The sequence below is a fragment of the Fulvimonas soli genome, assembly GCF_003148905.1.
GTDB lineage: Bacteria > Pseudomonadota > Gammaproteobacteria > Xanthomonadales > Rhodanobacteraceae > Fulvimonas > Fulvimonas soli.
In genome coordinates this window covers 38,188-50,694 of record NZ_QGHC01000001.1, presented here as the reverse complement: position 1 = coordinate 50,694, position 12,507 = coordinate 38,188, and the positions used below count along the sequence as shown (strand labels likewise).

General features: G+C 73.8%; 7 protein-coding genes. 2 read left to right on the top strand and 5 right to left on the bottom strand.

What is annotated here, in order from left to right; genetic code table 11:
* Window positions 1–60: 60 nt before the first annotated feature.
* Window positions 61–570, bottom strand: coding sequence for a peptidylprolyl isomerase (locus C7456_RS00225; protein WP_109721773.1), 510 nt, complete (start codon window positions 568–570; stop codon window positions 61–63).
* A gap of 198 nt (window positions 571–768) precedes the next feature.
* Window positions 769–2,583, bottom strand: a complete 1,815-nt coding sequence (locus C7456_RS00220; protein ID WP_109721772.1) for a 3-hydroxybutyrate oligomer hydrolase family protein — start codon at window positions 2,581–2,583, stop codon at window positions 769–771.
* Between the two features lie 128 nt (window positions 2,584–2,711).
* Here C7456_RS00220 and C7456_RS00215 point away from each other — a divergent pair, with 128 nt between their 5' ends.
* Window positions 2,712–3,371 carry a response regulator transcription factor gene (locus C7456_RS00215; RefSeq protein ID WP_109721771.1) on the top strand — a complete coding sequence of 220 codons (660 nt, stop codon included), beginning with the start codon at window positions 2,712–2,714 and terminating at the stop codon, window positions 3,369–3,371.
* Between the two features lie 22 nt (window positions 3,372–3,393).
* Here C7456_RS00215 and C7456_RS00210 read toward each other — a convergent pair whose 3' ends face one another.
* The 3 genes from C7456_RS00210 to C7456_RS00200 all read right to left on the bottom strand — a co-directional run bounded on the left by C7456_RS00210 (window position 3,394) and on the right by C7456_RS00200 (window position 10,663).
* Entirely contained in the window at window positions 3,394–6,720 is a 3,327-nt protein-coding gene (locus C7456_RS00210) for a hybrid sensor histidine kinase/response regulator (protein ID WP_109721770.1), read from the bottom strand.
* Window positions 6,721–7,261: 541 nt separating this feature from the next.
* Window positions 7,262–8,299 (bottom strand): extracellular catalytic domain type 2 short-chain-length polyhydroxyalkanoate depolymerase, encoded by a 1,038-nt coding sequence (locus tag C7456_RS00205; RefSeq protein ID WP_109721769.1) that lies wholly within the window; start codon window positions 8,297–8,299, stop codon window positions 7,262–7,264.
* Between the two features lie 75 nt (window positions 8,300–8,374).
* On the bottom strand, window positions 8,375–10,663 hold the full coding sequence (locus tag C7456_RS00200) for a TonB-dependent receptor (protein ID WP_109721768.1): 2,289 nt from the start codon (window positions 10,661–10,663) through the stop codon (window positions 8,375–8,377).
* Between the two features lie 335 nt (window positions 10,664–10,998).
* On the opposite strand from C7456_RS00200, the gene C7456_RS00195 reads away from it, so the two are divergent.
* Window positions 10,999–12,396: a GntP family permease gene (locus tag C7456_RS00195; protein ID WP_109721767.1), complete on the top strand. Its 1,398-nt coding sequence runs from the start codon at window positions 10,999–11,001 to the stop codon at window positions 12,394–12,396.
* Window positions 12,397–12,507 lie beyond the last annotated feature (111 nt).

Here is a 12,507-nt window from a genome sequence, read left to right as displayed (position 1 = left end):
TGCCGGCCGCGGCGGGGCCTTACAAGCCAAGCCGCGCCGCCACGCGCGGCGGCGCGAAGCTCAGCCGCGGGCGTCCAGCGCCTCGTTCCACGCCTTCACGCGCTCGCCCTGCGCGGCCAGCAGCGCGTCGACGTCGCCCTCGACGGTGACCTTCTCGATGGTGTCGCCCTGGCGGATCGCGTCGACCACCTGCTGGTCCTCCGCGCCCACCACCTCGCCGAACACGCTGTGCTTGCCGTCCAGCCACGGCGTGGCGCCGTGGGTGATGAAGAACTGGCTGCCGTTGGTGCGCGGGCCGGCGTTGGCCATCGACAGCACGCCCGGCTTGTCGTGGCGCAGCGAGGGATGGAACTCGTCCTCGAACTTGTAGCCCGGGCCGCCGGTGCCGGTGCCCAGCGGGCAGCCGCCCTGGATCATGAAGTCGCCGATCACGCGGTGGAACGACAGGCCGTCGTAGTAGCCGCGGCGCGCCAGGTTGACGAAGCTGGCCACCGTCACCGGGGTCTTGTCGTCGTGCAGGCGCAGGCGGATCGGGCCGCGGTTGGTGGTGATGGTGGCGGTGATGGCCATGGGGATTCCTCGCAGTGGGGCGTGCGGTGGCACGAAAAGCGGGAAGGATAGCCGATGGGCTGCGGGGAGGCGGCCTTTGCCGGCCCCTGGGGCAGGATCATCGCGGCCGGAGGCCGCTCCCGCACGGCTTGCCGCAACCCCTGTGGGAGCGGCCCCCGGCCGCGATGCCCGCACCAGCCGCAGCCACCCCGCGCGCCCTCAGGGCAGACCGAGCGCCGCCCGCTCCAGCGCCCCCGCCCCGCGCGGACGCGCATCCGGCGTCGGCAGCTCCCGCGGCCAGGGCCGGCCTTCGTACAGGTGCGCCCACAGCCGGTCCAGCGCCGCGTAACCGTAGGGCAGCAGCGGCACGTGCCGCTCGCCGAAGCCCGGCAGCGGCAGGAAGGCGTCGAAGTGCTGCGCGTGCGGCACCTTCCAGTACAGCGGCGCGCGCCCCTGCCGCCGCAGCCAGGCCACGTAGGGCTCGGAGGTGAACGCGGTCGGCAGCAGGCCGTCGTCGGCGCCGTGCAGCACCCACAGCGGCAGGTCCTTGCGCGGCAGCCGTGCCGCGGTGGCCTCGACCGCGGCGCGCAGCGCGCGCGCTTCGGCGCCATCGCCCTCCCACAGCGCGCGCAGGCACAGCGCGCCGGGCAGCGTGGGATCGGGCGAGAGGTCGGTGCCGCCGTACAGGCCGATGCCGTTGCCCGGCGGGATGCCCGAGCCGTCCGCCCACCACGCCGCGCGCGTCAGCGGATCGGCCACGCCGGGCACGCCGCCCGGCCCCATCGCCGCGTAGCGGAAGCCGCAGGGCATGTCCGCCGCGCCGCGGCGCAGGTAGGCCGAGGCGTAGCCGGCGGCGATCGCGCGCCACAGGTCGAACGCGGTGGTAGTGGCCGCCACCTGCATCGCCGCGTCGGTCCAGCCGTGGGCGCGCAGGCGCTCGTAGGCCTGCGCGGCCTGCTGCGCCGGCGTGTCGCCGCCGAGCAGGCCGCGCGCGTGCAGGCCGGCGCAGCGCAGCGGCCAGAACTGCGTGCCCGGCGCACGCGCGAACGGCGTCGCGTCGAAGCGCGCGTCGCTCAGCGCGCAGGGCAGGAACAGCGCGGCCTCGGTGGCGTAGTCGTACAGCGCGCGGCCCTGCCCCGGCACGCGCACGTTCGGCTCCAGCGCCACCACGCCGGCGAGCAGGTTGTCGTCGTCCCATCCGGCCGCCTGCAATACCGCGCCGCCGCCGTTGGACAGGCCGGTGGCGAGGATGCGCGTGTTCTGCGGCGTGAACGGCGCGAGCTGCGGGTAGGCGCGATCGAGCATGGCCAGGCCGAAGCGCGCCGCCTGCAGCACGTGGCGGCCCCAGTCGGCCTCCGGGTTGTCGCCCGAGTGGGCGTGCTTCACCGCGATGCCGGCGTCGCGCGACGCGGGCGGCGGCTCGAATTCCAGCGCGGCCTCACCGCGGCGCGCGCGCGCGCCGTCCAGCGCCGCGCCGCTGTCGTCGGCATAGTCGAAATAGCCCGCGCCGGTGCCCTTGTCGGTGTAGGCCACCGCGCAGCCCTTCGGCAGGCCCCAGGCGCCGGCCAGCGCGATCGCACCGTAGATGCCGCGCGAACCGGACGAGGCGGCCACCACCAGGCAGCGCCTCGCGGTGTCGAAGCCGTCGGGCAGTTGCAGCAGCACGCGGTGCGGCGCGTGTGCGCCGGGTATCCAGGCGAAGGCCTGGTATTCGCGCCCCGGCACGTCGGGCGCGCCGCCGTAGACGCGGCCGTAGCCGCCCAGCGGCCCCAGGTCGGCGATGCCCTTCCAGCTGGCCTGGATCGCGCGGCGGCGCAGCTCCGCCGGGGTGGGATGCAGCGGGTCGGCGAACGGCGCGGGCAGGCCCGCCAGCCCGGCCAGGCCGAGCCCGGCGCTGAGCAGGTCGTCGCCATGGCGATGCTCGGTGACCCTCACCTCGCCGCGGATGAATTCCGGAGTGGACATGCTGCGCTCCCTGGCCGCCGGCTGCGCCGCGCACGCGGCGAGCAGGGCCGCCGCGGCCGGCAGGATCATGCGATGGACGGGGACTCCCATCCCGCCACCGTAGCAGGCGGCCCCGCGCGCGCCATCGTACGAAAGTCCAGGCACGGATGCCGTCGGCCGTCTCGACGCGCCCGTGGGGCCACGCTAACGTGCGTTCGATGACCTCGCTGCTGATCGCCGACGACCACCCGCTGTTCCGCGCCGCGCTGCGCCAGGCCGCGGCGGAGGCCGTGCCGGGCAGCCGCCTCGCCGAGGCCGGCACGCTGCCCGAGGCGCTGGCCGCGCTGCAGGCCGAGCCGGACACCGACCTCGCCCTGCTCGACCTCGGCATGCCCGGCAGCCATGGCCTGTCCGGGCTGGCCGCGCTGCGCGGGCAGTTCCCCGCGGTGGCGGTGCTGGTGGTGTCCGCGCACGACGAGCCGCGCACCGTGCGCCGCGTGCTCGACCACGGCGCCGCCGGCTTCATCCCCAAGAGCGCGAGCCCGGCCGAGATCGGCGCGGCGATCCGTACCGTGCTGGACTGCGGCACCTGGCTGCCGCCCGCGCTGGCGCGGCAGGTCGAGGCCTTGCCCGCCGATCCCGGCGACCTCGACCTCGCCGCGCGCCTGGCCCGCCTCACCGAGCAGCAGTACCGCGTGCTGGCCCTGCTCGGCGAGGGCCTGCTCAACAAGCAGATCGCCGACCGCCTGGGCATCCAGGAGCGCACGGTGAAGGCCCACGTCACCGTGATCTTCGAGAAGCTCGGCGTGCGCAACCGCACCCAGGCGGGGGTGCTGCTGAAGTCGCTGGACCTCGACGCATCGGCGCACCTGGCCTGAACGCGCCGGGCCGGGCGCGGCTTCAGGCCGGCCGCGTTTCGCCCGCGCCGGCCATCGCCCGCTGCAACACCTGCCGCAGCGCCAGCGGCTTGAGCGGCTTGTAGAGCACCACCGCGCCGGCGTCGAGCAGGCGCTGGCGCAGCTCGCCGTCGCGGTCGGCGGTGAGCACCACCGTGGGCACGCCGGGATGGCGCGCGCGCAGTTGCTCCCATGCGTCCAGCCCGGTGCGGCCGCCGTCGAGGTGGTAGTCGAGGATGTTGAGGTCCGGCCGCCACGGCGCCGCCAGCGCCTGCGCCATGTCGCGCGCCGCGTGTACCTGCCAGCCCCAGTCGGCCAGCAGCGTGGCCAGCGCGGCGAGCGCGGCGGGCTCGTTGTCGAGCACCAATGCGCGCCCCGCGGGCAGGGGCTGGAGCCGCGACGCCGGGTGCGCCGGCGGCGCGGGCGCCACGGCCGGCCGCGCGGACGGCACGTCGAGATGGAACACGCTGCCGCGCCCCGGCCAGGAACGCAGCCCCAGCGGATGGCCGAGCAGGCGCGCCATGCGCTGCGCGATCGACAGGCCCAGCCCCAGGCCCTGCCCGCCCGCCGCGCTGCCGCGGCGGAATTCCTCGAACACCAGCCGCTGCTCGTCCGGCGCGATGCCGGGACCGGTGTCCCACACCTCCACGCGCAGCGCGCCGCCGCGGCGACGCACGCCGAGCAGCACGCGGCCGCGTTCGGCGTAGCGCAGCGCGTTGGAGAGGAAGTTCTGCAGCACGCGGCGCAAGAGCTGCGGATCGGAACGCACCCACGCGCGGCTGCCGACCACGCGCAGGCGCACGCCGCGGTCCTCGGCCAGCGCGCGGAACTCGGCGGCGAGCGGGTCGAGCACCTCGGCCAGCGGGAAGTCGCGCGGCTGCGGGTGCAGCCGGCCGCCTTCCAGCCGCGCCATGTCGAGCAGGCCGGCGAGCAGACCCTCGGTGGCCGCCAGCGCGCCGTTGAGGTGGCGCGCGGTGGCGGCGTCGGCGCCGTGCGCGGCCAGCGTGTGCGCGAACAGCTGCGCCGCGTGCAGCGGCTGCATCAGGTCGTGGCTGACCGCGGCGAGGAAGCGGCTCTTGGCCTCGTTGGCGCGCTGCGCCGCGAGGGTAGCCTCGGCCAGCGCGCGGGTGCGCTCGGCCACGCGCTGCTCCAGCGTCTCGTTGGACGCCTTGAGCGCCTGCTCGGCCTGGCGGAACGCGGTGACGTCGGTGAAGGTGGCGACGAAGCCGCCGCCGGGCATCGGGTTGCCGCGGATCTCCACGATGGTGCCGTCGGGGAAGCGCCGCTCGGACAGGTGGCGCGTGCCCGCGCGCATGTGCGCCAGCCGGCGCTGCACGCGCGGCTCGATCTCGCCCGGGCCGATCAGCCCCTGCGCGATGATGTGGCGGGTCAGATCGGCCACCGGCCGGCCCACCTGCAACAGTTGCGGCGGATAGGCGAACAGGTCGGCGTAGCGCTGGTTCCACGCCACCAGGCGCAGCTCGGCGTCCACCACGCAGATGCCCTGGCTCATGTTCTCCAGCGCCGCCTCCAGCACGCGCTGGTTGAAGCGCAGGTCCTGCGCCGCCTCGCCGACGATCGCCGCCACCGTGTCGAGCTGCTCGCGGCCCTGCCGCTGCACCACCTCCAGCAGCAGCCGCGCGGAGGCGGCGCCGATCACCGCGGCCAGCTCGTGCTCCACCTCGGCCACGCGCTCGCGCGCGGCCACGCCGTGCGCCGGCGCGGCCGCGAACAGGTGCGCCACCCGCTCGGGCGGCAGGAAGCGCGCGGCCAGCGCGCGCAGCTCGGCCACGCCGACGTCGCCCACGCCCGCCTCGCGCGCGCCGCGGCCGAAGCGCGAGTCGGCCACCGCCAGCATCGCCGCCACGTTGGCGGCCAGGCCCAGCGCCACCGCGCGGCCGAGCTGGCTCCAGTCGCCCAGGCCGAGCAGGTCGTCCGGCGCCAGCCAGCCGATGCCCCACGGCCCGGCGTGCAGCCAGGCCGGCGCCTGCGGCCAGACCGTGGGCAGCAGCACGTACAGCCACACCAGCGTGCCCGCCGCCAGGCCGGCGGCCACCGCGCGCGGGCCCAGCTGCGGCCGGTACACCGCCGCCAGCAGCGCGGGCGCCAGGCCGGCCAGCGCGGAGAAGGAGATGCCGCCGATGTCGGCCAGCGCGTCGTTGCGCGCCAGCACGCGGCTGTAGGCCCAGGCCAGCAGGATCACCGCGAGGATCGCCGCGCGGCGCTGGTTGAGCACCACGCCGCGCAGGTCGCCCTCCGCGCCGCGGCCCCAGCCGGCGCGCACGCGCAGCGGCGAGATGAAGTGGTTGACCACCATCAGGCTGAGCGCCAGCGTGGCCACCACCACCATGCTGGTGGCGGCGCTGAGGCCGCCGAGGAAGGCGACCAGCGCCAGCCCGTGCTGCTCGCGCGCCAGCGGCAGCGCCAGCACGTAGAGATCGGAGGGCACGCCCACCGGCGCCAGCCAGGCATCGCCCAGCCGCGCCAGCGGCAGGATCGGCAGCGAGATCAGCAGCATGTACAGCGGGAACAGCCAGCGCGCGGTGCGCACGTGCCTGCTGTCGCGGCACTCCACCATGCCGGCGTGGAACTGGTGCGGCAGCACGAACATCGCCAGCGCGCCGAGCAGGATCAGCGCGGGGAAGCCGCCGGCGTCGTGCGGCGGCGGCGCGCCGATCGCCGCGCCCGCCGGCGGCGGCGCGAACGGCAGCGTGCCCAGCGCCAGCATCGCGCCCAGCTTGAACAGCGACTCGAACGCCATCGCCAGCACCAGCCCGCGGTTGTGCGCCATCGCCGAGGCGCGGCGGGTGCCGAACAGCATCGCGAACAGCGCCATCAGCAGCGCCACGTAGAGCGCGCTGTCCTGCCAGGGCGCCGCCTCGGCCAGCTCGCCGTGGCGCAGCATGGCGTAGCTCATCGCCACCGCCTTCAGTTGCAGGGCGATGTACGGCACCATGCCGATCACCATCACCGCGGTGGCCAGCGCGGCGAGCCCCGCGTGGCGGCCGAGCCGTACCGCGATCAGGTCGGCCAGGGAACCGGCGTTGTACTCGCGCGCCAGTTCCACCAGCCGGCGCAGCACGCCCACCGCGAGCAGGTACATCAGGATCGCGCCGACGAAGGTGGGCGGCAGCCACCAGCCCGAGCGGCTGGCCTGGGTCACCGTGCCGTAGAAGGTCCACGAGGTGCAGTGGATCGCCAGCGAAAGCGCGTAGACGATCGCCCAGCGCCGCTCCAGCACGTGCGGCCGGCGCTCGCCGTACAGCGCCACGCCGAACAGCAGGCCGAGCCAGCAGGCGGCGGCGAGGGCGATCAGGCCGGTGCTCAGCATCGGGCTGCCTCGCGCCGGGGATGGGGACGCAAGTGTGGAGGAGGCTGGGGGAGCGGCCTCCGGCCGCGATCGAGGTGTTCACCCTGACTGAAAGGATTCTTTCGCATGAGAAGCGGCAGCTCCTTCCACGCTTTCGCGGGCCCCGGCCCCTCACCCCGACCCTCTCCCCGGAGGGGAGAGGGAGCAAGGCGCGGCACTCCCGAAACTCCACGCTCCACTTCCCGCTTTTCGCTCGCGCAGCGGGCGTGAGAAGTGCGCGCAGGAAGCGCGCCGCTCTTCGGGGCCCCTATGGCGCGGCGGGCGGGCGGCGGATCAGCCCGCAGGGCGGAACCCCGCCGGAGGCGGGCTGGACCATCGCAATGCCGGGAAAAGCGAATGCGCCGAGCGCAAGGCGACAATCGAGTCACGTCGCCCCGGGCCCCGGCCCCGGATCGAGTCCGGGGCGGGCTCTGCGCCGGGGCGACAGGAGTGGGAGAGTGTCGCAAGCATGGCCCCTCACCCCGGCCCTCTCCCCGCAGGGGAGAGGGAGAAGGGCGGGGGCTCAGCGGGTCGCCGGCAGGCCGAGCGCGTGCAGCGCCGCGAGCAGCCAGCGCAGCTGCACGCCCTGGCGCGTGTCGTAGTCGGCTCCCGAATAGCCCCACCAGTCCCAGCATGCCTGCGGATTCAAGGGCGCCAGGCTGGCGCGCGTCTGCGGGTAGATTACCGCCACGCCGTAGGCGTCGGCCCAGCGGTTGAAGCCGGCGTCCTTCACGAACGCCTCGCCCACCGCGTCGGCGTTCTGCTTGCAGCCGTGCAGCGCCACCAGCACGCCGCAGCGCTTGCCGGCCAGGCAGTCCGGCGGCAGGTAGACGTAGCCTTCCGCCGCCAGGAACGCATCCTTGCCGTCCGGGCGCAGCGCGTCCTGGTCGAACCTGCGCAGCTCGCCACGCGGCGCGGCGCCGGCGGCGTGCGGCGGCCGGCCGTACAGCTCGGCGAAGATCGCCCCGGCCGCGTCGAAGCCGCAGTGGCCGAGGTACGGCGACACCGACTTGTCGCAGTCGTCGCCCTGCCCCGCCACCGGCAGGTTGTGCGCGAAGGCGCGGCCGCCATCGTCGTGCACTTGCAGTCCTGTCAGCCCCGGCACGGTGTCGCGCAACTGCGTGTAGAAACGCGCGCCGGCCTCCGCCACCGCGGGCGCGACCAGCGCGTCGTCCTTGCCGTGCAGCAGGTAGACCTTCGCGCGGGCGAGCGCGGCCAGCGGGCCGTTGCGCCCGTCCGCCGCGCGCTGCCTCGCCGCGGCGACCAGCGCGTCGACGTCCGGCGCCGGCGTGCCCTTCATGCAGCTGCCGAGCGCCGCCTGCAGGCTGCCGCCCGCGCAGCCATACGGACCGCCCGCGACGATGGCCGCGCCGTGGAACACGTCCGGGTAGGCGATCTGCGCCTGCGTGGCCATGTACGCGCCGGAGGACAGCCCGGCCACCGCCACCCGCGCCGGGTCCACGCGCAGCTTCGGCAGCGGCGGCGCGTCCTCGGCCGCCGCCATGCCGGCGCACAGGGCCAGGCCGAGGGCGAGCGCGCGGAGAAGAGGGATGCTGCGCATGTGCGGGTCCTCCGTTCGAAGCCGCCGTGGTGGAAGCCGTCGGGGCGCCGCGACGCGCGACGCCCCGCTTGCCGGTCAGAAGTTGTACCGCGCGCTGACGTACCAGTTGCGCGGCATGCCGTAGTACGCCGTGCGGATGTTGCCCACGCTGGAGAACTCCTGGCCGTCGGTCTTGTACACCTTGTCGGTGAGGTTGCGCACGCCCGCGCGCAGCTGCCAGTGGCCGTCGGCGGAGTCGTAGATGCCGAACAGGCCGACCAGGCTGTACGCCTTCTGGCTTAGCGCGGGGTAGTTGTCCACGCTGAGCCAGGTCTCGGTGCGGTAGGACCAGTCGCCGCCGAAGGTGAGCGCGCTGCCGTCGCCCAGGGCGAAGGTCTGCGTGGCGGCCAGCCGCGCGGTCCATTTCGGCGAGAACGGCACGTGGTCGTGCAGGTGCGGGTTGTACTGCGGGTCGTTGGGGTCGAGGCGGTGGTCGTCGAACTTGTCGTAGCGCGCGTCGAGGTAGCCCACCTGCGCCGACAGCCGCGTGCCCTGGCCCAGCACGGCCGCGCCCTCGAACTCCAGGCCGTCCATCTTCAGCTTGGCCGCGTTGATCACCGGGAAGGCGAAGGTCGGGGTGATCGAGCCGGGGTTCTGGATCTCCGAGACGCGCGCCTGGAAGTCCTTGTAGTCGCTGTGGAAGGCGGCCAGGTTGGCCTGCAGGCGGTTGTCCTGCGAGCGCCACTTCAGGCCCAGCTCGTAGGTCCACACGTACTCGGGCGCGAACTCGGGGTTCTTCGCCTCGTTCGGGTCGTTGGCGCGGCCGTTGAAGCCGCCGGACTTGAAGCCGCGGCTGGCCGAGACGTAGACCATGGTCTGCGGGTCGAGCTGCTTCTGCAGGCTGACCGTGGGCGTCCAGGCGTCCCAGCGCTTGCCCTTGTCGAAGGCCACGGTCTGGTCGAGCGAGGCGAACGGCGCGCCCCAGAAGGTGCTGGTGGTGCGGTAGTAGTCCTTCTTGTCGCTGCTGTAGCGCACGCCCGCGGCCAGCGTCCAGCTCGGCGAGAACTCCCAGTTGAGGTGGGCGAAGCCGGCGTAGCTGGTGGTGGTGAGGTCGTCGTCGATGGTGCGCAGGAAGGTGATCGGCGTGCCGGCCAGCGCGAACAGGTCGTCGGCGTAGGCCTCCTGGTGCGAGGGCACCGTCTCGCGCAGGTAGTACAGGCCGTACACCGCCTGCAGGTTGCTGCCGTTGTCGTACTGCAGCTGCAGCTCCTGGCTGGTCTGCTTCTGGTGGAAGTCCACCAGCACGTCGCCGAGCTGGTACTGCGAGGCATCGATGTCGATGTAGGAGTCGCTGTCGAGCTTGCGCACCGCGCTGATGCTCTTGAGCGTCCAGCGCTCGCCCAGCTTCCAGCTCAGGTTCAGCGCCGCGCCCTCGTGGCGCAGCTTCTGGCCCTGGCCGGGGTCGAAGGAGGTGCGCGTGCGGAAGTCGTACTTCCTGTCGAGGTCCGGCTGGTACAGCACCACCGGGCCGAGCACCAGGTCGGTCTGGATCAGCGGCGAGACCGGCTGGCCCAGGGTGAGCCCGGTGTCCTGCCTGGTGTAGTCCAGGGTCAGCGTGCCGTCGAAGGTCTCCGACGGGTGGTAGCGCAGCTTGCCGCGCACCGACTTGCCGTTCTCGTCGTTGTACCTGCGCCCGTTGGACGGGTCGGTGACGTAGCCGTCGGTGCGCGCGTCGGAGCCGGCGATGGAGGCCGACCAGCCGTTGCCGCCCAGCGGGCCGCCGAAATAGAACTTGCCCTCGCGCCGGCCGTAGTTGCCCACGGTGGCCTCCACCGAGCCCTCCGGCGCGTCGCCCGGATTGCGGGTGACCACCTTGATCGCGCCGCCGGTGGAGTTCTTGCCGTACAGCGTGCCCTGCGGGCCGCGCAGCACCTCCACCCGCTCCACGTCGAACAGGTCGATCAGCGCGCCCTGGATGCGCGAGTAGTAGACGTCGTCCACGTACATGCCCACGCCGGGGTCGAAGGTCTGCAGCGCGTCGGGCTGGCCGATGCCGCGGATGAACACGTTGACCGCGGAGGAGGAGCCACGCCCCTGCACGATGTTGAGGTTGGGCACGGCGCCCTGCAGGCCGTCGATGCTCATCGCCTGCAGGTCGCGCATGTCCTCGCCGCTGAAGGCGGTGACCGCCACCGGCACCTTCTCCATCGACTCGTCGCGGCGACGCGCGCTGACCGTGACCGCCTCCAGCTGCTTGGCCTCGGCCTGTTTGGCCGCGCTCTTGCCGGCGCTCCCGCTGTCCTGCGCGTCCTGCGCCAGCGCGGGCGCGGCGCACAGCGCGCCCACCACCAGGCCGATCGCCAGACTCAGATGCGTGCGTTGCATGACTCCCCCTCGTCTTTCGTTTCGTGGCCGCCGGCCGCGGTCGCGTTGGCGGTGACGCTGTTGCGGATGCCGGGTCGCTCCCGGCGGTTCCTGTTCCCGCGTATTCCGTTCCTGCCCGACGTCATTCCCGCGCAAGCGGGAATCCATCTGGCCTTTGCCCGACCGGAGCACATGGATTCCCGCTTGCGCGGGAATGACGCCTGACGTGATGGAACGAGCTTAGGCAGCCGCCGGCGCAGGGGCACTTGTACCTTCGTACAGTGCCGCGCCCCGCGGGCCGCGCCGATACTCCGCCCCCACCGCATTCCGATGCAGCGTCCGAAGGGGAGACACGGATGGCGTTCCTGATCGTGCTGGCCGCGCTGGCGTTCCTGATGCTGGCGGCCTACCGCGGCTACAGCGTGATCCTGTTCGCGCCGCTCGCCGCGCTCGGCGCCGTGCTGCTCACCGACCCCGCGCTGGTGGCGCCGATGTTCACCGGCCTGTTCATGGACAAGATGGTCGGCTTCCTCAAGCTGTACTTCCCGGTGTTCATGCTGGGCGCGGTGTTCGGCAAGCTGATCGAGCTGTCCGGCTTCTCCAGGGCCATCGTGGCCGGCACCATCGGGCTGGTCGGGCGCGGGCGCGCCATCCTCTCCATCGTGCTGGTGTGCGCGCTGCTCACCTACGGCGGCGTGTCGCTGTTCGTGGTGGTGTTCGCGGTGTACCCGTTCGCCGCCGAGCTGTTCCGCCAGTCCGGCATCCCCAAGCGACTGATCCCCGGCACCATCGCGCTGGGCGCGTTCACCTTCACCATGGACTCGCTGCCGGGCACGCCGCAGATCCAGAACATCATCCCCACCGGCTACTTCGGCACCGACGCCTGGGCGGCGCCGTGGCTGGGCACGCTGGGCTCGGCGTTCATCCTCGCCGCCGGCCTGGCCTACCTCGAATGGCGCCGGCGCAGGGCCGCCGCCGCGGGCGAGGGCTACGGCGGCGAGCTGGCCAACGAGCCGGCGCCGTTCGAGGGCGAGCGGCTGGCGCACCCGCTGGTGGCGCTGCTGCCGCTGCTGCTGGTGGGCGTGTGCAACAAGCTGTTCACCGACCTGATCCCGCGCGCCTACGGCGCCACGCAGTCGTTCTCGCCCAGCGTGGTGGGCAAGGCCGAGCCGGTGGTGCAGGAGGTGTCCAAGCTGGCCGCGATCTGGGCGGTGGAAGGCGCGCTGCTGGCCGGCATCCTGTGCGTGCTCGCGTTCGCCTGGCGGCCGGTGGCGCGGCGCTTCGCCGAGGGCAGCAAGGCGGCGGTGGCCGGCGCGCTGCTGGCCTCGATGAACACCGCCTCGGAATACGGCTTCGGCGCGGTGATCGCCGCCCTGCCCGGCTTCAAGCTGGTGGCCGACGCGCTGCACGCGATCCCCAGCCCGCTGGTCAACGAGGCGGTGACGGTGACCGCGCTGGCCGGCATCACCGGCTCGGCCTCCGGCGGCATGGGCATCGCGCTGGCGGCGATGGCCGATACCTTCGTCGCCAACGCGCACGCCGCCGGCATCCCGATGGAGGTGCTGCACCGCGTGGCGGCGATGGCCTCCGGCGGCATGGACACGCTGCCGCACAACGGCGCGGTGATCACCCTGCTGGCGGTGACCGGGCTCACCCACCGGCAGTCCTACCGCGACATCTTCGCGGTGACGCTGATCAAGACGCTGGCGGTGTTCGTGGCGATCGCCATCCACGCGCTCACCGGCCTGGTGTAGTTCCCCCCGCGACGCCCTCCCCCTGCCGCCGCGCGCGGCAGCGACGTCGCCCGAGGTTCCGGCCGCCCGCCCGCGCGGCGCGGCCTTCCCGCCCCGGTCCGCCGGGGCATG